Annotated in this window: 34 protein-coding genes; 8 read left to right on the forward strand and 26 right to left on the reverse strand. The window is 33.0% G+C overall.

Features of this window, described 5'->3' with window-relative positions; all coding sequences use genetic code 11:
• Positions 1-6: 6 nt before the first annotated feature.
• The 9 genes from HYI43_08390 to HYI43_08430 form a co-directional block, all read right to left on the reverse strand.
• On the reverse strand, positions 7-804 hold the full coding sequence (locus HYI43_08390; protein UDI78562.1) for a phage replisome organizer N-terminal domain-containing protein: 798 nt from the start codon (positions 802-804) through the stop codon (positions 7-9).
• The gene (locus HYI43_08395) at positions 797-1,474 is read right to left on the reverse strand and encodes a hypothetical protein (GenBank protein ID UDI78563.1); all 678 of its coding nucleotides are present in this window, start codon (positions 1,472-1,474) and stop codon (positions 797-799) included. Before HYI43_08395 ends, HYI43_08390 begins: the two co-directional genes overlap by 8 nt.
• Before the next feature lie 14 nt (positions 1,475-1,488).
• Complete coding sequence (locus HYI43_08400; protein UDI78564.1) at positions 1,489-1,902, reverse strand: single-stranded DNA-binding protein; 414 nt, start codon at positions 1,900-1,902, stop codon at positions 1,489-1,491.
• The gene (locus HYI43_08405; GenBank protein UDI78565.1) at positions 1,895-2,545 is read right to left on the reverse strand and encodes an ERF family protein; all 651 of its coding nucleotides are present in this window, start codon (positions 2,543-2,545) and stop codon (positions 1,895-1,897) included. The genes HYI43_08400 and HYI43_08405 overlap by 8 nt, the downstream gene beginning before the upstream one ends.
• A complete protein-coding gene (locus tag HYI43_08410) occupies positions 2,538-2,795 on the reverse strand; it encodes a DUF2483 family protein (protein ID UDI78566.1) in 258 nt (85 codons plus the stop codon). The genes HYI43_08405 and HYI43_08410 overlap by 8 nt, the downstream gene beginning before the upstream one ends.
• The gene (locus tag HYI43_08415) at positions 2,770-3,018 is read right to left on the reverse strand and encodes a hypothetical protein (GenBank protein ID UDI78567.1); all 249 of its coding nucleotides are present in this window, start codon (positions 3,016-3,018) and stop codon (positions 2,770-2,772) included. Before HYI43_08415 ends, HYI43_08410 begins: the two co-directional genes overlap by 26 nt.
• A 73-nt stretch (positions 3,019-3,091) precedes the next feature.
• Entirely contained in the window at positions 3,092-3,292 is a 201-nt protein-coding gene (locus tag HYI43_08420; GenBank protein UDI78568.1) for a helix-turn-helix transcriptional regulator, read from the reverse strand.
• A gap of 4 nt (positions 3,293-3,296) precedes the next feature.
• The gene (locus HYI43_08425; protein UDI78569.1) at positions 3,297-3,470 is read right to left on the reverse strand and encodes a hypothetical protein; all 174 of its coding nucleotides are present in this window, start codon (positions 3,468-3,470) and stop codon (positions 3,297-3,299) included.
• A gap of 2 nt (positions 3,471-3,472) precedes the next feature.
• A complete protein-coding gene (locus HYI43_08430; GenBank protein UDI78570.1) occupies positions 3,473-3,790 on the reverse strand; it encodes a DUF771 domain-containing protein in 318 nt (105 codons plus the stop codon).
• 59 nt (positions 3,791-3,849) lie between these two features.
• Here HYI43_08430 and HYI43_08435 point away from each other — a divergent pair, with 59 nt between their 5' ends.
• Positions 3,850-4,020 (forward strand): hypothetical protein, encoded by a 171-nt coding sequence (locus tag HYI43_08435; GenBank protein ID UDI78571.1) that lies wholly within the window; start codon positions 3,850-3,852, stop codon positions 4,018-4,020.
• Here the strand turns inward: HYI43_08435 and HYI43_08440 are convergent.
• Together HYI43_08440 and HYI43_08445 are read right to left on the reverse strand one after the other, a co-directional pair.
• The gene (locus HYI43_08440; GenBank protein UDI78572.1) at positions 4,017-4,322 is read right to left on the reverse strand and encodes a hypothetical protein; all 306 of its coding nucleotides are present in this window, start codon (positions 4,320-4,322) and stop codon (positions 4,017-4,019) included. The genes HYI43_08435 and HYI43_08440 overlap by 4 nt on opposite strands.
• Positions 4,323-4,333: 11 nt before the next feature.
• Entirely contained in the window at positions 4,334-5,107 is a 774-nt protein-coding gene (locus HYI43_08445; protein UDI78573.1) for a phage antirepressor KilAC domain-containing protein, read from the reverse strand.
• A 64-nt stretch (positions 5,108-5,171) separates the two neighbouring features.
• On the opposite strand from HYI43_08445, the gene HYI43_08450 reads away from it, so the two are divergent.
• Complete coding sequence (locus tag HYI43_08450; GenBank protein ID UDI78574.1) at positions 5,172-5,408, forward strand: hypothetical protein; 237 nt, start codon at positions 5,172-5,174, stop codon at positions 5,406-5,408.
• Here HYI43_08450 and HYI43_08455 read toward each other — a convergent pair.
• Together HYI43_08455 and HYI43_08460 are read right to left on the reverse strand one after the other, a co-directional pair.
• Positions 5,401-5,562, reverse strand: coding sequence for a hypothetical protein (locus HYI43_08455; GenBank protein ID UDI78575.1), 162 nt, complete (start codon positions 5,560-5,562; stop codon positions 5,401-5,403). The two genes, HYI43_08450 and HYI43_08455, sit on opposite strands and share 8 nt — an antisense overlap.
• A gap of 13 nt (positions 5,563-5,575) precedes the next feature.
• A complete protein-coding gene (locus tag HYI43_08460; protein ID UDI78576.1) occupies positions 5,576-5,800 on the reverse strand; it encodes a helix-turn-helix domain-containing protein in 225 nt (74 codons plus the stop codon).
• A gap of 157 nt (positions 5,801-5,957) precedes the next feature.
• Here HYI43_08460 and HYI43_08465 point away from each other — a divergent pair, with 157 nt between their 5' ends.
• Genes HYI43_08465 through HYI43_08485 form a run of 5 tightly spaced genes read left to right on the forward strand, consistent with a single transcriptional unit; the run spans position 5,958 to position 8,979 of the window.
• Positions 5,958-6,287, forward strand: coding sequence for a helix-turn-helix transcriptional regulator (locus HYI43_08465; protein ID UDI78577.1), 330 nt, complete (start codon positions 5,958-5,960; stop codon positions 6,285-6,287).
• Between the two features lie 14 nt (positions 6,288-6,301).
• Complete coding sequence (locus tag HYI43_08470) at positions 6,302-6,763, forward strand: ImmA/IrrE family metallo-endopeptidase (GenBank protein ID UDI78578.1); 462 nt, start codon at positions 6,302-6,304, stop codon at positions 6,761-6,763.
• A gap of 18 nt (positions 6,764-6,781) precedes the next feature.
• A complete protein-coding gene (locus HYI43_08475) occupies positions 6,782-7,258 on the forward strand; it encodes a hypothetical protein (GenBank protein UDI78579.1) in 477 nt (158 codons plus the stop codon).
• Between the two features lies 1 nt (position 7,259).
• Positions 7,260-7,895 carry a hypothetical protein gene (locus HYI43_08480; GenBank protein UDI78580.1) on the forward strand — a complete coding sequence of 212 codons (636 nt, stop codon included), beginning with the start codon at positions 7,260-7,262 and terminating at the stop codon, positions 7,893-7,895.
• Between the two features lie 58 nt (positions 7,896-7,953).
• Positions 7,954-8,979: a tyrosine-type recombinase/integrase gene (locus HYI43_08485; protein UDI78581.1), complete on the forward strand. Its 1,026-nt coding sequence runs from the start codon at positions 7,954-7,956 to the stop codon at positions 8,977-8,979.
• A 541-nt stretch (positions 8,980-9,520) separates the two neighbouring features.
• On the opposite strand, the gene HYI43_08490 is transcribed toward HYI43_08485, so the two are convergent.
• The 12 genes from HYI43_08490 to zapA all read right to left on the reverse strand — a co-directional run bounded on the left by HYI43_08490 (position 9,521) and on the right by zapA (position 22,782).
• On the reverse strand, positions 9,521-10,030 hold the full coding sequence (locus HYI43_08490; protein UDI78582.1) for a metallophosphoesterase: 510 nt from the start codon (positions 10,028-10,030) through the stop codon (positions 9,521-9,523).
• Complete coding sequence (locus HYI43_08495; GenBank protein UDI78583.1) at positions 10,027-10,611, reverse strand: XTP/dITP diphosphatase; 585 nt, start codon at positions 10,609-10,611, stop codon at positions 10,027-10,029. Before HYI43_08495 ends, HYI43_08490 begins: the two co-directional genes overlap by 4 nt.
• A 24-nt stretch (positions 10,612-10,635) precedes the next feature.
• Positions 10,636-11,433 carry a glutamate racemase gene (gene racE / locus HYI43_08500; GenBank protein ID UDI78584.1) on the reverse strand — a complete coding sequence of 266 codons (798 nt, stop codon included), beginning with the start codon at positions 11,431-11,433 and terminating at the stop codon, positions 10,636-10,638.
• Positions 11,434-11,663: 230 nt separating this feature from the next.
• Positions 11,664-12,527 (reverse strand): succinate dehydrogenase iron-sulfur subunit, encoded by an 864-nt coding sequence (gene sdhB / locus HYI43_08505; GenBank protein ID UDI78585.1) that lies wholly within the window; start codon positions 12,525-12,527, stop codon positions 11,664-11,666.
• Positions 12,527-14,293, reverse strand: a complete 1,767-nt coding sequence (sdhA, locus tag HYI43_08510; protein UDI78586.1) for a succinate dehydrogenase flavoprotein subunit — start codon at positions 14,291-14,293, stop codon at positions 12,527-12,529. Before sdhA ends, sdhB begins: the two co-directional genes overlap by 1 nt.
• 120 nt (positions 14,294-14,413) lie before the next feature.
• Complete coding sequence (locus HYI43_08515; GenBank protein ID UDI78587.1) at positions 14,414-15,028, reverse strand: succinate dehydrogenase cytochrome b558 subunit; 615 nt, start codon at positions 15,026-15,028, stop codon at positions 14,414-14,416.
• 379 nt (positions 15,029-15,407) lie between these two features.
• Complete coding sequence (uvrC, locus tag HYI43_08520) at positions 15,408-17,195, reverse strand: excinuclease ABC subunit UvrC (GenBank protein UDI78588.1); 1,788 nt, start codon at positions 17,193-17,195, stop codon at positions 15,408-15,410.
• Between the two features lie 149 nt (positions 17,196-17,344).
• Positions 17,345-17,659, reverse strand: a complete 315-nt coding sequence (trxA, locus tag HYI43_08525) for a thioredoxin (GenBank protein UDI78589.1) — start codon at positions 17,657-17,659, stop codon at positions 17,345-17,347.
• 186 nt (positions 17,660-17,845) lie between these two features.
• Positions 17,846-20,197: an endonuclease MutS2 gene (locus HYI43_08530; protein UDI78590.1), complete on the reverse strand. Its 2,352-nt coding sequence runs from the start codon at positions 20,195-20,197 to the stop codon at positions 17,846-17,848.
• A gap of 9 nt (positions 20,198-20,206) precedes the next feature.
• Positions 20,207-21,919 (reverse strand): DNA polymerase/3'-5' exonuclease PolX, encoded by a 1,713-nt coding sequence (gene polX / locus HYI43_08535; protein UDI78591.1) that lies wholly within the window; start codon positions 21,917-21,919, stop codon positions 20,207-20,209.
• Between the two features lie 74 nt (positions 21,920-21,993).
• The gene (locus HYI43_08540; GenBank protein ID UDI78592.1) at positions 21,994-22,515 is read right to left on the reverse strand and encodes a CvpA family protein; all 522 of its coding nucleotides are present in this window, start codon (positions 22,513-22,515) and stop codon (positions 21,994-21,996) included.
• The gene (gene zapA, locus HYI43_08545) at positions 22,516-22,782 is read right to left on the reverse strand and encodes a cell division protein ZapA (protein UDI78593.1); all 267 of its coding nucleotides are present in this window, start codon (positions 22,780-22,782) and stop codon (positions 22,516-22,518) included. It lies immediately after the preceding gene.
• A gap of 289 nt (positions 22,783-23,071) precedes the next feature.
• On the opposite strand from zapA, the gene HYI43_08550 reads away from it, so the two are divergent.
• Entirely contained in the window at positions 23,072-24,004 is a 933-nt protein-coding gene (locus HYI43_08550) for a ribonuclease HIII (protein UDI78594.1), read from the forward strand.
• A 191-nt stretch (positions 24,005-24,195) separates the two neighbouring features.
• On the opposite strand, the gene HYI43_08555 is transcribed toward HYI43_08550, so the two are convergent.
• Complete coding sequence (locus HYI43_08555; protein ID UDI78595.1) at positions 24,196-24,501, reverse strand: hypothetical protein; 306 nt, start codon at positions 24,499-24,501, stop codon at positions 24,196-24,198.
• Between the last annotated feature and the right edge of the window lie 439 nt (positions 24,502-24,940).

The raw sequence follows: 24,940 nt of genomic DNA on the forward strand, positions 1-24,940 counted from the left end.
TTGTTATCACTCCTCATTCAATATGTCGTCTAGTAAAGTTCCTTTTACTTGTTGTTTAGGTTTTACTTTGTTTTGAGCATCTTCTTTAGTTTTTACATTTTCTTTAGCCCAATTATTTAAAACTTTAATTAAATAACCAACATGAGTTCCTTTTTCTTTTGTATAATCAACTGCTATTTTTACTACTTCATCAGCTTGTTCTCCAATATCATCAATAGAGTATCCAATTAATTCCATTTGATTAGATGTTAAGTTATTAGATAAGTTATCCATGATGTAATTAATTGATGTTTTAAAGACGTCGTCTTTATCTATCTCTTTATCTTTATCTTCTTCTAATTCTTTATCTTCTTCTTTATCTATATCTGTTGCGTGACTGTCACGTGACTTCACGTGACTTTCTGGTTTGTTGAGTAATCTTTTCTCTTTTTCACGTTGTTTTTGCTTTCTCAATCGATTTTGTTCTCTGATTTTTTCAAGACCTTCAATGTTTTGGTGCTTTTCCCAATTAGTAACTTTGTAAATACCTTGCACATCTTCAATCATTCCTAAAGTTTTAAAAGTTTGTAATGCTAATCTGATTGAGTTAATAGGTCGATTAAATTCGTTAGCTAACATTTCATCGTTGTAAGGTAAGTTTTCTGATAGCATGATGTAACCTTGTTCATTGTATTTACCAGCAAGCGTTAGCAACTTAACCCAAACGGTTATAATCGTGTCACGTTCTGGCAATGCCTCTATATATTTAATTTTGCTATCATCAAACATTCCTACTTTTAATTTTATCCATGATACTTCAGCCAATATTACTACCTCCTTTAAGCATCTTATTTAGTCGCTCATCTACATCAACCCAACTGTCTGTTAAGTGATATTTATTGTTGAATGTATCCATGCCTATTTGGTGCTGTTCGGTGTGGTGGTTTCTGCATAGCGCTAATACTTGATTACCTACATGATCTATTTTGTTACGATTACGACCTTTACCTACTGCGTATCTATGTGCTAAATCTGAATGTGGTTTGCCACAAATTACACAGTTACGATTGACCGTCGACCAATATAAAAATGATTTATCTTGCTTGAGTAAGTCGCTCGTTTTATATGCAAGTGGTATATCGTTATGAAATATCCAGTCCAATGTAACCTCGATAATTTGGCTTGCTTGTGTACGTGTGCAATCACTTAATGAGATACACTCGTCGTAGCCGTAGTACGTCCGAACGTATTCGATGAATAAATGCCTCATGTAATCCATAGGCGTTCCAGTATGAGCCTCTATGTCCTTTACAAGTGCAAATATCTTACGACGTTGTTTGTCGGTTATTCTGAATGGATCAACTGGAATGACATCAACTTCTACATCAAAACCGTTATCGAGTAATAGCGATGTCTTGTTATCTAGTTCTACACCCTCAATGACAACGGTAGTTGTACCGTCGTCTTGAATGATGTAATTTTTAATAATCGGCATCTATATCAGTCCAATCAGAAAGGCAAATCTGAGTTATCGATGTCTGTACCATTATCAAATGGATTATTTCCTGCTGTTGCTTGTCCTCTTTGTTGTTGAGGTTGGCCGTTTTGTTGGTTGCTACCTTTGCTATCTAAGAATTCAATTCTGTTAGCAATCACTCGTACTACTGAACGATTGTTTCCTTCTTTGTCTTGAAATCTATCTTGTTTCAAGTTGCCTTCGATTAAGATTTTGCTACCTTTACCACAATAGTTATTAAGTAGTTCAGCAGTTTTACCAAACGCTACAATGTCGAAGAATGAAGTGTCATCTTTTTTGAATGGGTTATCTACTGCTAATGAGAAGTTAGTTACTTGAGTTTGTCCTGCTTGTTTTAGTTCTAAATCTTTAGTGATACGTCCTGTTAAAATAGTTAAATTAGTCATTCGTATTCTCCTTATATTTTTTCGCCATTGCTTGAATGTTATTGATTGTAGTTACTGCTTGTTGTTCAGACATTGACGTGTAATCTTGTATTCCAAATGTACTTTCTGCTTGTTGTTGCGTTACGTCTTTTCCTAATGACTTCATCAAATCAACAAAATCAAACACTTCTTGTTTTAGAACGCCAACCGTTTTACTACTTACCTTGTTATATTTTTCTTGTTTTTGTTTAGCATCTGCATCATCTTCATCGGTTGGAATATTGAAGAATTTCATTAAGAAGTATCTTTCCGCATAAGTTAATGCAGTACCATGTGCTTTCGATACATCGTCTTGTTGGCCTACTGCGAAGAAAGGTACTTCTAAAATTTCTTGTGGATTATCTGCATTGATCCATTTATAAGTCAGTTTCAATTTAATAATATGTTCTGGCTTACCTTTCGCATTTGTGGTTTCAGTTACTTCTTCGTTTTCTGTGTATGGTACAAGTAATAAATTATGTTCAATCATCTTGTTTCTTATTCTATGAAGGACTTGAGAGCCACTTACGTAAGAATAGTTGTAACCTTTGGTGTCTTTAGTAAAACCATCAATATTGGCTTTAACATCTGCTATCTTTTGAAATAAATTAAGTTGTTCAGCCATCGTTTACCTCCTCCAAATCTTTAAAACTGTATACTTTACGCGTTTCTTTCGTTTCAATCGTTGATACTTCAATCAAGTGTTTATCCCAGTCAATGTCTATATCTTGCAAACCATCGAATTTACGAGCATTACGTCTTAAAGCATTGTAATTAGCATATTCTTGAGCAGTAGGTTTATTAGTGATCCAGCGCCCAAAGTAATTATCTTTAATGCGATACTCTACTTCACAATTTAATATTGGCTCTTGCATTCACGTACTCCTCCCATCGTCGGTCAGCCCTGTCTGATCTAGCATCAGCGCTTTGATACAGGGTAATATATAAATTGATATTGTCGTTTAAATCTTTAATATGCTCTTTAGCAGTATCTAGTTGTCTTTTTAGATGTTTGTTTTCTAAACTGATTAAAACTAAGTCTTTGCTATCTTTTAGCAAGTTGTTATATTCTTTTAAAGATATAGTTACCTCTTGCATATATGTGCCTCCCGTTATATGATTAAGATGAAATTTTTGTTAAGTGTTTGACTGTTACTCATTGCCGTGAGTTTCAGTCTTTTTTTATGCCAAAAAAGTCATTTGGAGTTACTTCTAAAAAGTCGCAAATCTTTAGAATAGTCGTTGCGCTTGGATGTGGCGTTGTTTCATAATAAAGTCCTTGTAAAGTTGTTCGTGATATTCCGGTACCTTTGTATACATCTTTTATTTTCAATTTTCTAATAGCTAACAAAATTCTAAATTCATTTTTCATTTTCTTAATTCTCCTTTACTTGAAAAAATTCATATTCGAAAAACAAGTATGTGATTACTGCTGTAACCATTGCTATTGCTACTGCGTTTGTGATGAATATGTTTAGCATCATTGATAAAAAAAATGTTACGTTGAACATCATGCCTGAGATTAAGAATGCTTTATCGTGTGATTTCATGTTTATCTCCCCTTTCCGTGAATTTCTTCAAAATGTTCGTCGATAAATTTGCTCATCTTTCTAGCGTTGAATCTCCAACGATTTAAACTTTCATCCGGATAATGTGCGATGCCTTGCTTTTTGAGTAATTTCTCAAACTTAGGATTGAATAGTAATCTGTCTTTAATAGTGTCGTCAGATGACATTTTCAATTTGCGTTTCAATTCTTTTAAGTCCCAGACTGGGTCTAATGAGTAGTTTATTAACTCGTCGTATTCATCTTTAGAGACAAGCACGTGTGTGTCGGGTATTGGTACAGATACGGTTAAAGTTTGCGTCATCTTAGATACTCCTTTCGTGTATAATTTGGTTATCTCCTTATAGAAAGGAGGTGTTGCCTATGGCTAAGAATCCACCTAAAGACGGACGCCGTAAAGGTGCGGTGAAAAGTCGTTCTCAAGTTAAAAACCCTAAAACAAAACGTTATGTTAAACGTGATTCTAAAACTGGTAGATTTATGGATATGAAATCAGATTCAAAACCGTTTAAGGGAGTTCGTAAAGAACGTTAACTTGATGAAAGCTGCTCTAATTCATTTAGAGTGGCTTTTAAATTGTTTTGATTTAAAACTTGGTTAAACACTATTGATAAGTTTTTTACTTGTTCTTCATCGTGTTCGTCATAACCAGCTTCATACAACATTGCATGTAACATCTCGTGAACTAAAACTTGCTTCTTACGTTCGGTTGACAAACTTCTTTTAATTTGTATTACGCTTTCTCTATAGATACACAAACCTAAGCAACTTGGATCATTGTCAACTTCTTCAATTTGAAATACATTGTATTTCACACCACATACATCGATATTCATAGCGACCTCCTTTAAGTTGTTTGTTCGATTGTGGGTAAAATATCGTTGTCTTTTAGTAATTCGTAAATGAACAATCTACCTTTCTGTGTCCATTTAGTATTCATGCGAACCGATGTGCTACCGTCTTTATGTTCAATCTCAGTAGTAGATGAATGTGTGTAGCCTTTAGCATGTAGGTTAGAATATAGTAACCACTGACCAGATTGTTTATATTGAACTTTCAGTTCATGCAGTAACTTGTTTAATGCTTGAGCCGACATTCCGTAATCTTTAGCAATCTGACCGACTGTAACTAAATTTTTATTGTTTAATATTGTGTCTAGATAAGATGCTTTAGGTTCATATTCAGCAATCTTTTGCTTTTGCATGTTGTTTTCAAGTTGTAGCTGTTGTTTCTCTTTTTGTTCCTCTATCCAAAGTTCAGCACGTTTGACTGGGTCTTTAATCATGTAACTTGCGACAGGTTGTGCGATTTGACGTTCCATTTCGTTAAATTTATTAATGTAAGCCATTTTGAAATCGTTGTGACCTTGAATATTGAACATGTATAAAGTGAAACCATCTTTAGTTAATAGGTATTCTTTATATTCTCTACCTCTTTCGCTTTTATAAGTGTTTGGGATAATCTCACTCCCCAGATTTGGGGACTGAGATTTTAAAATGTTCTCTAAATCCCTTTTTACATGATCGTGTCTTCTTTCTAATTCCTCTGCTACTACTCGACTAGAAACAACTGCTCCTAATTCTGAATTGTTTTCAATTTGTATTTCTTGTAATGCTTGCATATTGTTTATGCTCCTTTCGTGTATAATTTAGTTATCGCTACTGCGATGGTGGGTGGTGATAAGATTGAAACCTAACTATAACTTTAGTATCAATGTTAGAAATGCCGGTAAGTTTGAAGAAACACCATGTGAATTTGTAGATGGTAGCAAAGGTGTTCGATTAGCTTACGAAAATGGTTTGGTCGTAACAATCCACGTTGACGGCAATAATATTGATATACGTTCAAGTCACCGATTAATTTCGGTTGATGAAAACCCTTTAACTTTTGATGTTGATATGAATACAAAAAATCCTAAATAATTTTTTTACCATCAACAGTTAAAGACAATGTATTTTTATTTTGGAGATGTAAGAGGTCGATTGTCGTAAGCAATTCCTCTTTGCTCCATTTTTCTTTTTCTGCTAGTTCGATGATTTTTACTGCTATTTCATGAATCTTTTTTAAATCTTGCATTTGTTATCCTCCTTTAAGTTTTTTGGTGCTCTTTGTTACCATTTTGGTGACATCTAGGTAAAAAAATATCTTCCATATTTTTATTGAATAATTTTGAGATTATAAACATCTCATCTAAATTAAATGGCGTCTTGCTTTGTTCTTTATTGATATAAGAATTTCTACTTATATTTAAAATTTTCGCCATTTCATCTTGAGTATATTTCCCTTTTCTCAAGCCATATAGTTTATGTTGCATTGCGTTAGCACCTCCTGACAAATACAACTATAGCACCAATACGGTGACATGTAAATAGTCTTTTGCAAATTTTTTTGTGTTTTTGTAAAATTCAGGCTACCAAAATGGTGACATATAATGTATAATTAATTTAACAAAACAACGGAGGAAATTAAAAATGAATCAAGAAGAACTAGCAATTTATGTTGGAAATCAGATAAAAGAACATAGAGAAAAACGTGGTTTAACTCAACAAGGTTTAGCTGATAAATTAAATGTTAGTAGACAAGCTGTAAGTAGATATGAAAAAGGTTTAAGAAAGGCTAATCAAGATACACTTTTTGAACTTTCTCATATTTTAAAATGCAGTATTAATGATTTCTTTCCTAAAGAAGAATCAACAGAAGAACCCCAAACATTAGCAGCGCATCTAGAGGGTGAACTTAAACAAGAAGATGTTGATTACATAATGAGTCTAATTGATAGATTTAAAAACGAAGATAAATAAAGGGATTGGTTTTAATGTCACGTTACGAACAATTACTTGCTGAGAATGAACACATTAAAATTAAAGATACACATTCGCTACCTGATGGGTATAGTGGTTTCTATAAGGATGGAATAATTCTTATAGATAAAGACCTATCCGAAACACGCAAAGCCGAAGTCTTATACGAGGAACTAGCACATCACAAACTTACATATGGGAATATCTTAGATCAATCTAAAGACATAAATCGCAAATTTGAAAACTACGCAAGACGTCATGGATACGAGGCCGCACTGCCCTTGCGTATTATTGTAGAGGCACATCACTACGGTGTAAGTAACTTATACGAACTAGCGGAATACGTTCAGTTAAGTGAAGAACACGTATTAGAAATATTGGAACATTACAAACAAAAACATGGTATTGGAACTCACTATGGCGATTACTCTATTACGTTTGAGCCGTTGAGGGTTTTTAAATATAAAGAAATATAAACAAAGGAGAAATGTAGAATGAAAGAACCGCCGCATAATAGACTTACATTTAAAGAGAGTATGACAGAAGGCAAATATCTGACGACAATAACTAAAGAAGAAAAAATTCGTTATAAAAAATTATCTGTTGAAGAAAAAAGAAAAGTATTAAATGATTTCAACGCTTCTACACCGCAAAAGGACGACAAAGTTAGCTTATTCGATTATATGAAACGCACTATGTTAAAACATGGTTTAGACGAAGTGACTTCTATTACAGAAAATGCTCTTTTAAAAAACGAACCAGGCAAACATATCGACAGTTTTATGACGCGATTAAGTAGTTTTTCGACAACAAAAGATGGAACAACTGTTTTCACATATGAGTTAATCAATCAAAACTTTGTCGTTATAAAAATATTAGATGAACAACTGAAACAAAATAAAAAGATAATAGAACAAAATAACGAAATTATCAGTTTACTTAAACAAATAGCTAATAAAGGAGAAATGTAGAATGAAAAAGTTTTTATTTTTAATATTTGCAAGTTTATTAGTATTAGGTGCATGTGGACAAGATGAGGATAACTCGAATAAAGATGATAATAAAAAGTCAGAAAGTAAATCAGACAAAAAGTCTAATGATCCAAAGAAAGATAAAAAATTAGAAAACAAAGATAAATCGAACAAAAACGCTAATGATGATAAACAACAAGATAGTTCAGATGATAGTAATAACGATACTGCTAACAACGAATCTGAAAGCACATCTAAAAACGATAATGGGAAAACTCAAAATGCTAACGGTAATAATGAACGTCCACAAGGTAAGACAGTTCAACCAACGCAACAAAACAACCAGCAACAAGCTAACAACAACCAACAACAAAGTAGCAATCAACAATCACAAAATAACAATGATTATATGACACAAGATGAAATTAACGAATGGAATAAAAACAAGCCTACTACACATAACGAGTCGCAAATGGGATATGGACGTGCGGAATATGAAGAGGCGCGTAAAGCAAGCGAGCAAGTTTGGGATGACCCTAACGCTCATGTAGGTGGTCCAATCTGGGTAGGTAAAAACGAAGGTTACGACAGTTGGGCTAAAAGACAACAAGAGGTACAAAACACGCCAGCTCAATAAATTTTATGGGTAGTCCACCTACCCTTATTATTTTTTACCTTTTTTGAGGAGGGATAGCATGCAAACACGATGTTATGACGGTAAAAAATGGCAATATGAGTTTAAATATGATGGTAAGAGGTATCGAAAGAAAGGTTTTAGAACGAAACGTGAGGCAAACTCTGCAGGGTTAGATAAGTTAAATGAATTAAAACAAGGCATCGAGTACGAACCTAATTTAACGCTATATGACTATTTTAAAACCTGGTGTGAAACGTTTAAAAAATCAACAGTGACACCTAAAACATATAAGTCCTATACCTCTGCAATTGAACATATCAACAATCATCCTATCGGTAAAAAGAGGCTGAAAGACTTATCCAGATATCATTATCAAGATTTTATTAATGAGTTTTCAAAACATCATTCGAAAGAATCTATTAGAAAACTAAACGGTTATATTAGAACATCTTTAGACGATGCAGTATACGAAGGGCTTATTGCAAAGAACCCTACATTTAAAGTGAGTTATAGAGCTAGTAACCCGAATAAAAGTGAGGATAGCAAGTATATCAATCTAAAAGACTATGAATTATTAAAACAGCATTTGATGACTAAAGACAATGCGTCATCACTTGTATTATTCATCATGATTTGTACTGGTTGTCGCATAAGTGGTGCTTTAAATCTAAAACGAGATTATATTAACCAAGTTAAAAGTGAAATATATATTGATGAGCATAAAACAGATTCGTCGCCACGTTACGTGTCTATTAGTCAAAAAGATATGAACCATATCATTAAGTCTATTGATCAATTACCTAGAACTATCGACGGAACTATATTTGGTGAACTAACAAACAATGCAGTTAATAAACGTTTGAAAGTATATTGTAACAATCTAGGTATCAAAGAGATTACTTCACATGCTTTACGTCATACTCACTGTTCATATTTATTAGCTAAAGGCATTTCTATATATTACATTTCAAAAAGATTAGGTCATAAAAATATATCAGTAACCACAGAAGTTTATTCACATTTACTTGAAGAAACTTACAAAGAAGAAGATGAAAAAGCAACACAGATTATAAGTGCAATGTGATTTTTAGGGACCCATTAGGGACCCAAAACCCCATGAAACCCGTTGTTATAAGGTTTATAGTATCCCTCCCAGGACGTCATTAACTAAAAATTACATACATTTTTAGACTGAGAACGCTGTTATGATAGCGTTCTTTTTATTTTGCCTTTTAATGAAACACTTTAGAAAACTGCATTTTAACTGCTTTTATAGTGACCCAAATACCTAGCACAAAAAAACTCGCCAATATATGACGAGTTTCTAAGACTTAGAAATTTAATTGCATTATTCATAAACTTTTGACACGTGCTTGACACTTTTAAATCTAATTTATACTCACTTTATAAATTTAAAAATTTAGCGTTATTTAGAATGTAAGTATTAAATTAATAATTGAAATCAACAATGCAATTATTGATAAATAAAACGTTATAGTGGTTAGTTTTTCACTTCTCATTTTGAGAACCCCTTCTTTATTATATCTTAAAACTTGTAACTATTTTACATAATTACAATTGAATCAATCTATTAAAATTTATTTAAATGCCTAAGTGTTTTTAAATTAAATCTCAAATTCAATAGCTTCTATAATATGATTGTCACGGTTTCTATAATTTAAAGTAGCGCTATTATTTCGTTCTTCAATTATCAATTCTGCGAAAGTTTCTTCTATATTACTCCGTGATTGAGAAATACTACCAGGATTGATTACATGTACGCCGCCTATATTTTCGTATTTTGCGACATGTGTATGTCCATAAAATGCGAATTGACATTCCATTGATTTCGCTTTTTCGGCTAATTTCATTCGTGTTTGATTAACTTGATATAGATGTCCATGTGTGTAAAAAGCTTTAATGCCATTGTTTTCTATTACTTCTTCCATTGGGAACTCTGGATAAAAGTCACAATTCCCTTTCACACGATGGTACAAGCTCAATTCTGTATCATTATAGTCAAATTCAGAATCACCTAAATGTATAAACACATTAGCATCTTGATGTTGCTCGTATAAATGGTATAAAATACCTGCTTCTGTATGATTGTCACTTACTATAAGCCACTTTGTCATGACAATTCACTCTCCAAATACGCATTTAATTTCTTAATCGCATTGCCTCGATGACTAATTTCACTTTTCTCTTCTGTAGTGAGTTGTGCCATTGTTTTTCCTTTTTCAGGAACAAAGAAGATAGGATCATATCCGAAGCCATTCTCTCCTTGTCGTTCATTTGTAATCACACCTGATACTGTTCCTTTAAAGGTACGTGTCTCTTCGCCAGGCGTACTCATGCTTATAACACAAACAAATTGTGCTTCTCTCTCACTAATACCTTCTAAATTTTGTAATAGTTTATCTATATTAGCTTCATCACTTTTATTTGGTCCAGCATATCGAGCTGAATAAACACCTGGTTCTCCATTTAACGCAAATACTTCTAATCCACTATCATCAGCAATGACTGCTTTATTTAGCGCTTTAGCTGCCGCTTCCGATTTTAATCGTGCATTTTCTTCAAAAGTGGTACCTGTTTCTTCTACATCGAAATCCTTAATAACTTCAGAAATACCAATCACATTATCTTTCGGGAAAATTGCCTTAAAATCATTAATTTTGCCTTTATTATTTGAAGCAATTACTATATCAGCCATAATTAATTGTACCTCCAAGCTTTATTATTCAACGCTAATTCGTTCAACGTCGACGTTTAGTTTCAACCATTGTCCAATAATATTTTTAATGTGCATCGTGTCACCTGTTGCGAAAAAACGATGGTCAGGATGGCGAGTATAACTTGCATGTTCATTACTAAAAGTGAGTAACGCACTAACTTCACGAGCCGTCTCTAGTCCTGAAGAAATGACTTTTTTCTCACCGCCAAAATAATCTTTAATGGGTTTATAAAGTAATGGATAATGTGTACAGCCTAATATAATGGTATCTGCATCGGTATTTCGCCATTGTTTTAAAGTTTGATGAATCACTATACTCGTTATAGTGGGATCATCATATCGCATTTGTTCTACTAAAGGTACAAAACCAGGACAAGCTACACCATAGACATGAACGTTTGGATTAATACGTTTAATATGATGACGATAGGCTTCAGATTTAATTGTCCCTTCAGTGCCTAATACGAGTACATTTTGATTTTTAGTTGTCATAATTGCAGTTCTTGAACCGGGTTCAATAACACCAATCACTGGAATAGGTAATATCTGTTGTAAATGCTCTAAAGCTACAGCAGTTGCAGTATTACAGGCAATTACTAACATTTTAATATCAAATTCCATCAATTTTTTAGCTAATTGTGTTGTAAACTTTTTCACTTCATCTCCAGGTCGTGGACCATAGGGACATCTTGCTATATCTCCTAAATAATAGATAGTCTCATTAGGAAGCTGTCGCATAATTTCTTTAGCTACAGTTAAGCCTCCCACACCAGAATCTATAACACCTATTGGTTTATTCATTTACATTCATCCTTATAACACATAATAAATTTATTTTACCATAGACGTTAGTAGAGTTTGACTAATCTGTTTTTTTCTTTTAAAAGTGACCCACACAATTCAAAGTATAAAAATAGAAGTGAAACAGAATTCATAATGAATTCATTGTTCCACTTCATTGGGTCTGACAGTAACATAGAAACATGATATAAACATGTTTCTATGTTTAGTCATCTTTATACTTTAATAATTTAATCTACTTTGTGGTCTGAACCAAAGAATGATTTAAACATATGGAATGTTGTTTCTCTGTTCATCGCTGCAATTGACGTTGTCAATGGAATACCTTTTGGACAAGCATTTACACAGTTTTGTGAGTTACCACAAGCTTGTAAACCACCTGCACTCATTAATGCATCTAAACGTTCATCTTTTGTCATTGCACCAGTAGGATGTAAATCAAATAAACGTACTTGAGAAATTGCTTGTGCACCAACAAATTTATTATTAGGTGTAACGTTTGGACAAACTTCTAAACATACACCACAAGTCATACATTTAGATAATTCGTATGCCGTTTGACGTTTTTTCTCAGGCATACGTGGACCAGGTCCTAAATCATAGGTACCATCGATTGGAATCCACGCTTTCATACGTTTTAAGTTATCGAACATTCTAGTACGATCTACTTGTAAATCACGAATAACTGGGAAAGTACTCATTGGTTCTAAACGGATAGGTTGTTCTAATTGATCAACGATTGCTGAACATGATTGTCTAGCACGGCCATTAATAACCATTGAACAAGCACCACAAACCTCTTCTAGACAGTTCATATCCCAAGTAACAGGCGTTGTTTTTTCACCTTTACTATTAATCGGATTACGTCTTATTTCCATTAAACATGCAATGACGTTCATGTTTTCTTTATATGGAATTTCAAACGTTTCTTCATAAGGTTTAGATTCTTGATTATCTTGACGTTTGATAATTAATTTAATTGATTTTTGTTTTGGTTCTTTTTGCTCTTGTTTATCTTGATTTTTCTGAGTGCTTTGAGTGTCATTATTGCGTAATTCTTCCGGAGTTTCTTTTACTGATTGAGTGTCAGCCATTATTTTTTACCTCCTTTAGACTTACTAGTATAGTCACGTTTACGTGGTGGAATTAAACTTACATCAACTGGTTCATAAGTAAATTTAGGTGCTTCTGTTTTACTTTGATATTCAGCTAACGTTGTTTTTAACCATTCATCGTCATTACGATCTGGGAATTCAGGTTTGTAATGTGCACCACGTGATTCATTACGGTTATATGCACCAATTGTAATAACACGTGCTAGTACTAGCATGTTCCATAATTGACGCGTAAAGAATACTGCTTGGTTACTCCAAGTTTGTGTATCTTCCATATCAATATCTTCATATCGTTTCATCAATTCTACAATTTTTTTGTCAGTTTCTAATAATTTATCGTTTTCACGTACAACAGTTACATTTGCTGTCATAATTTCACCTAGTTCACGGTGAAGTTTATATGCATTTTCAGAACCACGCATATTTAATAATTTATCGAAACGTTCTTGTTCTTCATCAACACGTTTTTGATATATACTTTCATCTAAATCAGTATATGTTGTTTCAACGTTTTCAACATATTTAATCGCATTCGGTCCAGCAACTGTTCCACCATAAATTGCAGATAGTAATGAGTTAGCACCTAAACGGTTACCACCATGTTGTGAGAAGTCACATTCTCCGGCTGCAAATAAACCTTTAATGTTAGTCATTTGATCATAGTCAACATATAAGCCACCCATTGAGTAGTGAACTGCTGGGAAAATTTTCATTGGAACTTTACGTGGGTCATCTCCAGTAAATTTCTCATAGATTTCAATGATTCCACCAAGTTTAACATCTAACTCATGTGGATCTTTATGAGACAAATCAAGGTATACCATGTTTTCACCATTGATACCTAATTTTTGATTAATACACACATCAAAAATTTCACGTGTTGCGATATCACGTGGTACTAAGTTACCATAGTCAGGATATTTTTCTTCTAAGAAGTACCAAGGTTTACCGTCTTTATACGTCCAAATACGGCCACCTTCACCACGTGCTGATTCACTCATTAAGCGTAGTTTGTCGTCACCAGGAATCGCTGTTGGATGGATTTGGATAAATTCACCATTGGCATATTTAGCACCTTGTTGGTAAACAATAGACGCTGCTGAACCTGTATTAATCATTGAGTTTGTTGTTTTACCGAAGATGATACCAGGACCACCAGTAGCCATGATAACAGCATCTGAACCAAATGATTTAATTTCAGAAGTAGTCATATTTTGAGCAACAATACCTCTTGCAGCATTTTCCTCATCTTTAACAATACCTAGGAATTCCCAACCTTCATATTTCGTTACTAAACCATCCACTTCAAATGAACGTACTTGTTCATCAAGTGCATATAAAAGTTGTTGACCAGTAGTGGCACCTGCGAAAGCTGTTCTATGATATAACGTACCACCAAAACGTCTGAAGTCTAATAGACCTTCTTTTGTTCTACTAAACATAACGCCCATACGGTCTAATAAATGAATAATTGATGGTGCGGCTTCTGCCATAGCTTTAACAGGTGGTTGGTTTGCTAAGAAGTCACCACCATAAACTGTATCGTCAAAGTGAATCCAAGGTGAATCACCTTCACCTTTGGTATTTACCGCACCGTTAATACCACCTTGGGCACATACAGAGTGCGAACGTTTAACAGGTACGATTGAGAATAAATCTACGTGCGCACCTTGTTCTGCAGCTTTAATTGTTGACATCAGACCGGCAAGTCCTCCACCGACAACAATAATTTTTTTCTCTGCCATAGAATTGTCACTCCCCTAAAATATATCTATAACTTAACGTTTAAACGCAAGCCCGCTCGATAAGTAACAAAAATCTAATGTTACTTATCTAAAATATTAAGTATTATTTCAATTAACGTTTTATACGAATGCTAAAATTGCTGTTACTCCAATGTACGCAAGAACTAAGAATACAATTAAAGAAACCCAAGTAAATACACGTTGAGATTTTTTAGATTGTAAGAATCCCCATGTAACTAAGAATGACCATAGACCATTTGAAAAATGGAAAATAACACATACAACACAAATCATGTAGATAACAACCCACAATGGATTTTCAAGTGTTTTGTGCATCAATTCAAAATCAACTGCTTTACCAAAGAAGTATTTTTGAATTGTAGTTTGCCATAAATGCATGAAGATAAATACGAATGTCACAATACCTGAGAATCTTTGTAATGCAAACATCCAGTTTCTAAATAATGAATAGTGACCGATGTTTTCTTTTGCTGTAAACGCGATATGAATACCATATAAACCATGGTATAAAATTGGAATATAAATTAATAAAAATTCAACTGCTAATAAAAATGGAATTGATTCCATAAAGCCAGTTACCTTATTAAAAGCATCTGCCCCTTGTGTCGCTTGATGGTTCACAACTAAGTGAACAATTAAGAATGCACCAATTGGAATAATACCTAGTAACGAGTGAATACGTCTTAGGTAAAATTCATTTTTAGACTTTGCCAAAAGGAGTCCCCCCTGTAAAACAATTAATTTAAATCGCTTTTCTTTAAGAAAATTACGCTAATTAAGAGTAAAAATAATCAAAAATATTTACTATTTTATTTAGTACTTGTCAGTGTTGAGCATATCTTATATTGCTCGTATAAATTCAACTATGTAAACAAGTAGGACTTAAAAAAGTAAATACATTTATATATATTTTTTTAATGATAAATGCATATTTTACATTAATCATATAAATTAACATTTAAATGATAATGACTCTCAATTAGAAAACGCTTCCATACTTTCTTAAAAAAATAAGCTTTTTGTTAACTATATTGTAACATTTTTTACATGCTTTTGGGGTATGAGAATAATTCTCATACCCCTTTTTTTAAAATTAGTTATCTTTTAGCGCTTGTTGTAAATTTTTAGCTACTTTTTCAGGAAGACCAGCATTTTTTAAATCCGCTACACTCGCCTCTTTCATTTTTTTAATAGAGCCAAATGTACGCAATAATTTAGTTTTACGTTTACTACCAATACCATCAACAGTATCTAACACGGATTGTAATCCTGTTTTTTGTCGAGTTTGACGATGGAAAGTAATTGCAAAACGGTGAACTTCATCTTGAATACGATGTAATAAATAGAATGCTTGGCTATTTTTCTTCATTGGTACTACTTCAGCACTCGAACCGTATAGTAATTCTGATGTTTGGTGTTTATCATTTTTTCTTAAACCCGCAACTGGAATATCTAAGCCTAACTCATTTTCAAGCACATCCATAACACCCGACATGTGACCTTTACCTCCGTCAACGATGATAAGATCAGGCAATGGCAAGCCTTCATTTAAAACGCGTGTATAGCGACGACGAACTACTTCTCTCATTGATTTATAATCATCAGGTCCTTCGACCGTCTTAATTTTATATTTACGATATCCTTTTTTATCAGGTTTACCATCTACAAATGTAACCATCGCAGAAACGGGATCTACACCTTGAATATTAGAGTTATCAAACGCTTCAATACGAATTGGCGTTTGAATGCCCATACGCTCTCCTAATTCTTCAATAGCTTTGACTGTTCGAGATTCATCTCTAGCAATAAGTTCAAATTTATTGTCTAATGCGACTTCAGCATTATGATTCGCTAAATCTACCATTTCTTTCTTGGCACCACGTGCTGGTTGGACAATTTTAGTGTCTACTACTGACTGAATCATATTTTTATCTAAGTTTTTAGGTACATGTACTTCTTTTGGCAAAATATGTTGATTTAAACTATAGAATTGGCCTATAAACGTATAAAACTCTTCTTCTTCAGTTTGTTGTTGTAATGGAATCATTGTAGCGTCACGTTGAATCATATTCCCTTGTCTAATGAAGAAAACTTGAATACACATCCAACCTTTAGAAACGTTATATCCAAAAACATCACGTACTGTATTATCGGAGGACATAATCTTTTGTTTCTTAGTTAAATTATGAATATGTTGTATTAAATCGCGATATTCTTTTGCACGTTCAAAATCTAGTTTCTCACTAGCGTCTAGCATGCGATCTTCAAGATTTTTAAGAATTGTTTTGTCTTCTCCACTTAAAAAGTCACTGATTTCACGCGTCATTTTGGCATATTGTTGTTGATCTACATCATATACACATGGACCCATGCATTGCCCAATGTGATAATAAAGGCATAATTTATCTGGCATATTATCACATTTTCTAAACGGATAGATGCGATCTAATAATTTCTTTGTTTCTTGTGCTGAATAGGCATTGGGGTATGGTCCAAAATATTTGCCTGTTCCTTTTTTTACAGTTCTTGTAACGATTAACCTTGGATGCTTTTCTTTAGTTATTTTAATAAAAGGATAACTTTTATCGTCTTTTAATAAGATATTGTAACGAGGTTGATATTGCTTTATTAGATTTAACTCTAATAAAAGTGATTCCGTCTCACTAGAAGTTACAATAAATTCAAAATTACGTATCTCACTTACTAGTCTTGTAGTTTTGGCATCATGTGCACCAGTAAAATAAGAACGTAATCGATTTCTAAGTCGTTTAGCTTTACCAACATAAATCACTTGATTATTTCGGTCCTTCATTAAATAACAACCTGGTTCAAATGGAACGACACTTAATTTATCTTTAATTTTATCTTTGTAGTCTGTCATATTTGTCCTCCTTTCTTAATAAATTTGTTTATATGATTTGGTGCAACCAAACGTACAATTCAGTCATAGCTCGCTTTTGTCAGAATGCTAAAAAAATCTGAGACACATTTTATGTCTCAGACTTTGTCATAATTAAATTCTTTAAATGCTTATAGATGTTTATCTAATACTTCAGCTAAGTTTTCTTTAGGTTGGAAACCTACAACTTTATCAACAGGTTCTCCATCTTTAAATACGATTAAAGTTGGGATACTCATAACTTCAAATTTAGCAGCAGTAGATGGGTTTTCATCAACGTCTAATTTTAAAATATCAGCTTTACCATCATAATCCCCAGCTAATTCTTCTAAAACTGGAGCAATCATTTTACATGGGCCACACCAAGTTGCCCAAAAATCTACTAATTTAACGCCTGATTGAATATTTTCATCAATGTTTGAATCCGTTACTTTTACGATTGCCATAAATGCCAATCCTCCTTAAATATTAAATGATGAGCAAATTATAACAGACTTTAGTCGTAACTGCATCGCTATTGCTCATTTATTAAATTTCTGTCTATATTATGCAGTAAAGAAAGCTTCACTACATTTTCACTGGCACTATTGTACTCTAAATTGACCAAAAATCAATATAGAAGCTTTAAGAATTTATTTTAATTCTGCTACTGTGACACCAAAACCGCCTTCACTTGGCATACCACCACGGAAAGAATTAACACTCTTATGTTTTTTCAGATGATTTTGTACTGCTTTTTGTAAAGCACCTGTACCTTTACCATGGATGATATAAACTTGTTCATAGTTACTTAAGACTGCTTGATCAATATATTGATCAAGTTCACTAATCGCTTCATCATAACGATAACCACGTAAATCAAGTTCTGTTTTAATAGTTTGACGATTTTGACGCGTGACCATTTTAGCTGGTTTTTCTTTTTGCTTTTTAGTTTTTTCTAAGTCTTCAATTGGCAATTTCATTTTAATAATTCCCATCTGAACTACAGCTTCATCTTCGCCAACAAGTTCTAACACTTCACCTTTTTGACCATATGACAAGACTTTAACTTCGTCGCCAGCATGAATTGCATCATATTTTTGTTTTTGAACATTTTGCTTGATTGATTTCGCCTCATATTGATCATCCAACTGTTTCTTTTTATCAATCAATTCATGTTCTTTTACATCTGCGCCTTTTTGATCTCTTAGTGTTCTTAATTCTTTTAATATAGTATCTGCTTCTTTAGTTGCAGATTTCACACGTTGATTGGCTTTTTCTTTGGCCTCGTCCATCAATTTTTTCTCATAATTTTTATATTGTGCATATTGCTGTTCTAAGTCATCATGTGTGGTTTTTGCTTCTCTTAAAAGTCTTTCTAATTCAATACGTTGTTCATCTACACGTTTTGAGTTTTTCTCAAGTGATTCAATCATTGAATTAATTTCTTGTTCATCCGTACCAATCATTGTTTTCGCTTTATTAATGATACTTAAACCGAGGCCTAATTTTCTAGAAATATCGAATGCATTAGAACGCCCTGGTACACCCATCAATAATTTATACGTAGGGCTGAGTGAGTTTACATCAAATTCAACGCTAGCGTTCATGACACCATCACGGTTATAACTATAAGCTTTTAATTCAGGGTAGTGCGTCGTTGCCATAACCAGTGATCCAATATCACGCACATAATCCAGAATACTCATCGCCAAAGCAGCACCTTCGCTCGGATCTGTACCGGCACCTAACTCATCAAATAATACCAAACTATTTTTATCTGTTTCTTTTAAGATTTCAACGATATTTTTCATATGAGATGAGAAAGTTGATAAAGATTGTTCAATTGATTGTTCATCGCCAATATCACAATAGACATTTTCAAAGACGCTTAACTGACTACCATCTAAAGTAGGAATCAATAATCCTGATTGTGCCATGACAATGATTAAACCAAGTGTCTTTAACGTTACAGTCTTACCACCTGTGTTGGGACCAGTAATAATCACCGTTTCGATATCATCAATAAATTCAATGGTATTCGCTACGACGGTATCCCTGTTTAAAAGTGGGTGATACGCATTAGGTAAATAAACCGTTCTTTCTTTATAAAAAGTAGGTTTGGTCCCTTTAATTGAACGTGCATAACGTGCTTTAGCAGTTAAGAAATCGATATGACCCATAACCGACTCTGCCACGAGACAACCATCAGCATCAGCTGCTACTAAACCAGTTAATTCTGTTAATATACGTTCTCGTTCTACGGCTTCTTCATTTCGTAGACGACTAATTTGGTTGTTCATTTCCACTATCGATGACGGCTCAATATAGAGCGTTTGACCTGACGCAGATTGATCATGAACAATACCTTTAAAGTCTTGACGATATTCAGCTTTTACAGGAATAACATTACGGTCATTACGAACAGTAATAATGGCATCGGATAATTTCTTTTGATTTGCCTGACTCTTAACGATACGGTCTAAATTTTGACGTATACGTTGATTTGTACTAGAAATTTTACTTCTGATACCTTGTAATTCATAGCTAGCACTATCATATAAATCGTGTGTATCACATTTTTCATTTATTTCTTGGAAAAGGTCTGACAGTACTGGCAATTGGTTCATCTTATCATTCAAGATAGGGTATTTAACTACACCTTCATCTTCTTCAAGTAATTGATTATAAAATGTCTTAAATTGATTTTGAACTTGAATTAAACGTTTAATTAAATTCAATTCGGTAACGTTTAATACCCCACCAATTGTGGCACGATGAATATGTGGAGACACTTTGGCTAAACCACTTAAGCTTGGTAAGCGATGTTTATTATAAATTTGTGAGATTTCATCTGTCTCATTCATTTGAAATTCAACTGTTTCAAAATCAGTTGCCGGAGACATGTTAGACACTTTTTCACGTCCTAAGTCGCTAATAGTCTCAGAAGCAATAAATGATTTAATTTTATCAAATTCTAAGACGTCTAATGTTTTTTGTCTCATACAATCCCTCTATTTCTTCAATTTAATATTGTTTTCGATTAAGTCTTTAAACGCTTCTCGAGACATCGTATTAATGACTCTATCTTTAGTAACAAAGCCCTTTTGAGCTGTAGCCACACCATATTTCATAAAGTTAAGATGATCCACATGATGCGCGTCTGTATTAATGGTTAATTTAACGTTAGGATATTTTCGAACAGTTTCTGCATTTAAGTCTAAGCGTTTAGGATTCGCATTAATTTCCATGATCGTATTGGTTTCTTCAGCTAATGACATTAATTGTTCTATATTAGGTTTATAACCATCACGTCGTCCAATAATACGTCCTGTTGGGTGAGCGATGTGTCTTACATATGGATTACGACACGCATTCTCTAAACGTTTCATTATCTCTTCTTCTGATTGATTGAAACTTTGGTGAATTGCGGCAATCACGTAATCTAGTTGTGCTAATACATCGTCATCATAATCGAGTGAGCCATCAGGAAGAATATCCATTTCTGTTCCCGAATAGATATCTATTTCGTTATATTCCTCGTTTAGCTTTTTAATTTCTTCATTTTGACGTAACAAACGTTCTACTTGTAAACCATTGGCTACTTTTAAACTTTGAGAATGGTCTGTGATAACCATAAATTCATAGCCTTTTTGAATATTTGCTTCAATCATATCTCTTATTGAGAAAGCACCATCACTGTATGTGGTATGCATATGAATATCACCATTCATATCATTTAAAGTAATAATATTATTTAAGTTTTTATCAAATTCACTACCATCTTCACGCATTGCAGGTGCAATCCATTCACTACCAAAGTGTTGATAAATTTCTGCCTCACTTTGAAATTGTAAAAGCGTTCCATCTTGTTGTTCAATGCCATACTCGCTGACCTTTTCATTTTGCGCTTTAGCTAATTGTCTAATACGTATGTTATGTTCTTTAGAACCTGTAAAATGTTGTAATGTATGATAAAAAGCGGCTGGTTCTATAAGACGAAAATCAACACCAATGGTTTCATCATCGTATGTTAATTCTAAAGATACTTTAGTTTGACCTACCGCAACATCTTTCACTTTGTTAGGGATATCGAGTAGCTGTTGTTGTACTTTCTCAGGTTCATTTGTACTAATAATATAATCTAAGTCTTTACTCATTTCTTTATATCGACGGAAACTACCTGCTTCTGAATACTTGTCAATCGCTTCCAATGTTTCTAGATAGTCAACGATTGTTTTATTCAAACCTCGCATTAAGTCAATCGGATAACGGTCTTTTTTTGCACCTAATGCTTTAACCGCTTCTAAAATATTTTGTTCAGTTTTTTTGGCAAATCCACTTAATTCGCTCACTTTACCTGCTTCACATGCAGATTGTAAACTTTCTTTATCAGTGATGTTAAGTGCTTTATATAATTTAGCAATCTTTTTACTACCTAATCCTTGTATTTTCATTAAAGGAATTAAACCTGAAGGCACAAGTTGTTGCAATTCTTCTAAATAAGTTGACGTGCCTGTTGAACGGTATTCATTAATAACCTCGCCGACACCTTTACCTATACCTTTTAATTCAGTCACATCTTCAATTTCATCTAAAGGTCGTTCATCTATTTCTAAACTCTGAGCTGCTTTTCGATAGGCAGATACTTTAAATGTATTTTCTCCATTTAATTCCATATATGTTGCTATTTTTTCTAATAATTGAATAACATCTTTTTTAGTCATTATGCTCACCCCATAAAAAGAAGACCAGGACATTTAACAAAGTAGCCTTGTCCTGACCTTATATCAGTTTTGTTTTATAAATTTAAAATGTAAGACGAGAAAAAAGGTGTGTTAAATAAAATAACGCTACCTAAATAAGAATGCTTTAAACTTGTTTGTATCCAATCAACGGGATAAATTGACAAGACATAAAGTAGCAATTGAATCACTATTACAGCCATTATAATACTTAACATACAACCAAAAATTCTACTTAATCGCTTAATATTTTGATACGTCACTATATTATCAAAAGTGACAATAATAAGATATAAAAGCAACTTACTAACTATAGCGATAGTAATGAAAGCTATAATCGTATCAAATCGTTGTTGTAAGTCATTAAAATGAAAAGCAAATTGCGTATCAAATGCGACAGTCTTAGGATACGGTAAAAATACAACTAGTTGCTTAGAAAGAGCACGGTAGAAATGATGGGCCACTATTAACGCTACTACCGATGCAAGTAAATGCAAACTATTTAACCATGCGCCCCTTCTAAAACCAATGATTAAATAATAAAACATTATGAATAAAATGATAAAATCTATAATCATCTATTCTTCTCTTTGTTGAAGTTGTTTAATTTCTTGTAATAATTTTCGATTTTCTTCTTCCAATTTCACTTTTTCATGCATAATGTTAACCGCTGTTAAAATTGACTTTCTAGTTGTATCTAATCCAGTGGATTTTCGTCCTAACTCTAATAACTTTTCATCCACTAAATGTGCTACATAACGAATATGCTCCGGGCTTTCTTCACCGATTATTGTATAATTCTGATCGTTAATTGTTACATTAATTCGATTTTTAAATTCTCCCATAGCACTAACTCCTGACATTGTTTTTATTCTTTTAGCATATAATGATAGCGCATTTAACATAAATTAGTTAGAAATGTTGTAAAAATTAAATGCAAATTATATCTATTTTATATAGTAGAATATCACAATATATTATACATTAGGATACTTAAATTTGTAAGTAGCTATTCATAACACTTTTAAATGTTTTAGTAATATGCATTAATTAATTTCACTGTTGTTATTAATCAATTATGTTATGCTTAAATATGTTTTAATAGATTTTTGAAAAGTGAGGTCCACGAAGGCAATGGCAAATGTCGTTCACAAGTTATCCAATTTAGAAATACAACAATTAATGCAAAAAATAAACTTCGATACATCACAATTACCCAATGGTATGAAAGCACGTGCAAAATACAATCAAGCAGTAATCAATATTTATCATTCTGGAAAAGTACTGTTTCAGGGTAAAAATGCTGAGATAGTGGCAGAACAATTATTGCCACAACATAGTAGCACTACTTCAAAAAGTACATCTTCCCATAAAGATACTACCTCTACCATTGCATATAATCACTATAATTGTATAGGTAGTGATGAAGCAGGCAGTGGTGATTATTTTGGACCTTTAACGGTGTGTGCTGCATACGTATCTAAAGAAAATGTTCAAATTCTGAAGACATTAGGTGTCGATGACTCAAAAAAATTAACAGATACAAAAATCATTGAACTAGCAGAACAGTTAATAACGTTTATACCGCATTCATTGCTAACACTTGATAATCCAAAATATAACGATAGACAATCCATCGGTTGGTCACAAGTTAAAATGAAAGCTGTACTTCATAACGAAGCTATTAAAAATGTGACTCAAAAAATTAATACTGCTGATTTAAATTATATTGTTATCGATCAATTTGCTGTACGTGGTGTTTATCAGCGTTATGCTCTAAGTGAACTTCCATTCGCTGATAAAACAAAATTCGAAACTAAAGGCGAGTCGAAATCACTAGCTATTGCTGCAGCAAGCATTATTTCTAGATATGCTTTTGTTAAACATATGGATCATATATCTCATAAAATGAAACAAGATGTCCCTAAAGGTGCCAGCAATAAAGTAGATTTAACTGCCGCGAAAATCATTGAAAAATATGGCATAGAAACGCTAGATAATATTTCAAAAAAGCATTTTAAAAATCGAGAAAAAGCTCAAAACTTAGTAACTAAAAAGTATAAATAAAATATTTGTGCCCATGACATAAAGTTCTTGAATAAATTAAAAAGGGAGTGGGATAGTATTCTTTTTAAATTCGTTGTCCCACTCCCAACTTGCTTTGCTTGTAGAATTTCTTAGTGAAATTCTCTTTGTTGGGGCCCCGCCCGCAAAGATGACTAGAACTGGAAAAAGCTTGATTTAAGCGCCTTTTCAGTTCAGTCAGCTACTGCGAATTTGCAAAATAGCATCATCATATTATTTATGTCCCAGGCTCTTTCATTATTATTTTCAGTTCGTTGAACTACTACTTTTCTTATATTTAGTGCCCTTAATACAAATCCTATTTCTCTTCTACCTTTATTCATCCACCAAGCTGACATTCGAGTGAAACCCAAAATAGCCATCATAAATTCAAAAACTAGTTCCACGTCCATTTTTTTATTTGTAGCTCTCTTTTGTTTCTGGTTCAAAAAATTTTTGATTGATTTGAGCTTTTGAATTTTCCCAATTATAATTTTCATCATTTTAAGATTAAATGATGTAACTCCCCCAATAATATTTATCTAATTATACGAAAGGCCTTTTTTCTTCAGAGTATTTTAAAGTAAAATTACATTTAAATACGTAGTATTTATGGCAAGACTCCTGAGGGAACAGTACTAGTTGAAGACCTTAGAAATACTTACAGATTTATCTGTGTAGTATTTCTGGCTGAAACTGTACCCTCGGAAAGCGTAGCAATACAATACGAAGTATAGACTAGAAAAAGCACTAATAAGAATTGAAGTTTCCATTGGTAGTGAAAGTTGAGACATGTTATAAACTATATATGTCCCCTTGTTAATTAGTTTAGTAATAAATTTAAGGAAGGGCTTTTTTTCTTCAGAGGATTTTAATGTAAAATCACATATGAATACGTAGTATTTATGGCAAGACTCCTGAGGGAACAGTACTAGTTGA

It is taken from the genome of Staphylococcus taiwanensis (assembly GCA_020544305.1).
Taxonomy (GTDB): domain Bacteria; phylum Bacillota; class Bacilli; order Staphylococcales; family Staphylococcaceae; genus Staphylococcus; species Staphylococcus taiwanensis.

Excerpts from the sequence above, each read along its gene's own strand:
- HYI43_08555 (UDI78595.1), bottom strand. The coding sequence starts at position 24,501 with ATGAAAATTATAATTGGGAAAATTCAAAAGCTCAAATCAATCAAAAAT.
- HYI43_08485 (UDI78581.1), top strand. The coding sequence starts at position 7,954 with ATGCAAACACGATGTTATGACGGTAAAAAATGGCAATATGAGTTTAAA.
- HYI43_08455 (UDI78575.1), bottom strand. The coding sequence starts at position 5,562 with ATGCAAGATTTAAAAAAGATTCATGAAATAGCAGTAAAAATCATCGAA.
- HYI43_08420 (UDI78568.1), bottom strand. The coding sequence starts at position 3,292 with ATGAAAAATGAATTTAGAATTTTGTTAGCTATTAGAAAATTGAAAATA.
- HYI43_08470 (UDI78578.1), top strand. The coding sequence starts at position 6,302 with ATGTCACGTTACGAACAATTACTTGCTGAGAATGAACACATTAAAATT.
- HYI43_08530 (UDI78590.1), bottom strand. The coding sequence starts at position 20,197 with ATGAGACAAAAAACATTAGACGTCTTAGAATTTGATAAAATTAAATCA.
- HYI43_08550 (UDI78594.1), top strand. The coding sequence starts at position 23,072 with ATGGCAAATGTCGTTCACAAGTTATCCAATTTAGAAATACAACAATTA.
- racE (UDI78584.1), bottom strand. The coding sequence starts at position 11,433 with ATGAATAAACCAATAGGTGTTATAGATTCTGGTGTGGGAGGCTTAACT.
- HYI43_08415 (UDI78567.1), bottom strand. The coding sequence starts at position 3,018 with ATGCAAGAGGTAACTATATCTTTAAAAGAATATAACAACTTGCTAAAA.
- HYI43_08395 (UDI78563.1), bottom strand. The coding sequence starts at position 1,474 with ATGCCGATTATTAAAAATTACATCATTCAAGACGACGGTACAACTACC.
- HYI43_08460 (UDI78576.1), bottom strand. The coding sequence starts at position 5,800 with ATGCAACATAAACTATATGGCTTGAGAAAAGGGAAATATACTCAAGAT.
- sdhB (UDI78585.1), bottom strand. The coding sequence starts at position 12,527 with ATGGCTGACACTCAATCAGTAAAAGAAACTCCGGAAGAATTACGCAAT.
- HYI43_08490 (UDI78582.1), bottom strand. The coding sequence starts at position 10,030 with ATGACAAAGTGGCTTATAGTAAGTGACAATCATACAGAAGCAGGTATT.
- HYI43_08465 (UDI78577.1), top strand. The coding sequence starts at position 5,958 with ATGAATCAAGAAGAACTAGCAATTTATGTTGGAAATCAGATAAAAGAA.
- HYI43_08445 (UDI78573.1), bottom strand. The coding sequence starts at position 5,107 with ATGCAAGCATTACAAGAAATACAAATTGAAAACAATTCAGAATTAGGA.
- HYI43_08410 (UDI78566.1), bottom strand. The coding sequence starts at position 2,795 with ATGCAAGAGCCAATATTAAATTGTGAAGTAGAGTATCGCATTAAAGAT.
- HYI43_08540 (UDI78592.1), bottom strand. The coding sequence starts at position 22,515 with ATGATTATAGATTTTATCATTTTATTCATAATGTTTTATTATTTAATC.
- polX (UDI78591.1), bottom strand. The coding sequence starts at position 21,919 with ATGACTAAAAAAGATGTTATTCAATTATTAGAAAAAATAGCAACATAT.
- HYI43_08475 (UDI78579.1), top strand. The coding sequence starts at position 6,782 with ATGAAAGAACCGCCGCATAATAGACTTACATTTAAAGAGAGTATGACA.
- zapA (UDI78593.1), bottom strand. The coding sequence starts at position 22,782 with ATGGGAGAATTTAAAAATCGAATTAATGTAACAATTAACGATCAGAAT.
- HYI43_08400 (UDI78564.1), bottom strand. The coding sequence starts at position 1,902 with ATGACTAATTTAACTATTTTAACAGGACGTATCACTAAAGATTTAGAA.
- trxA (UDI78589.1), bottom strand. The coding sequence starts at position 17,659 with ATGGCAATCGTAAAAGTAACGGATTCAAACATTGATGAAAATATTCAA.
- sdhA (UDI78586.1), bottom strand. The coding sequence starts at position 14,293 with ATGGCAGAGAAAAAAATTATTGTTGTCGGTGGAGGACTTGCCGGTCTG.
- HYI43_08435 (UDI78571.1), top strand. The coding sequence starts at position 3,850 with ATGGCTAAGAATCCACCTAAAGACGGACGCCGTAAAGGTGCGGTGAAA.
- HYI43_08425 (UDI78569.1), bottom strand. The coding sequence starts at position 3,470 with ATGAAATCACACGATAAAGCATTCTTAATCTCAGGCATGATGTTCAAC.
- HYI43_08440 (UDI78572.1), bottom strand. The coding sequence starts at position 4,322 with ATGAATATCGATGTATGTGGTGTGAAATACAATGTATTTCAAATTGAA.
- HYI43_08430 (UDI78570.1), bottom strand. The coding sequence starts at position 3,790 with ATGACGCAAACTTTAACCGTATCTGTACCAATACCCGACACACACGTG.
- HYI43_08405 (UDI78565.1), bottom strand. The coding sequence starts at position 2,545 with ATGGCTGAACAACTTAATTTATTTCAAAAGATAGCAGATGTTAAAGCC.
- HYI43_08480 (UDI78580.1), top strand. The coding sequence starts at position 7,260 with ATGAAAAAGTTTTTATTTTTAATATTTGCAAGTTTATTAGTATTAGGT.
- HYI43_08495 (UDI78583.1), bottom strand. The coding sequence starts at position 10,611 with ATGGCTGATATAGTAATTGCTTCAAATAATAAAGGCAAAATTAATGAT.
- uvrC (UDI78588.1), bottom strand. The coding sequence starts at position 17,195 with ATGACAGACTACAAAGATAAAATTAAAGATAAATTAAGTGTCGTTCCA.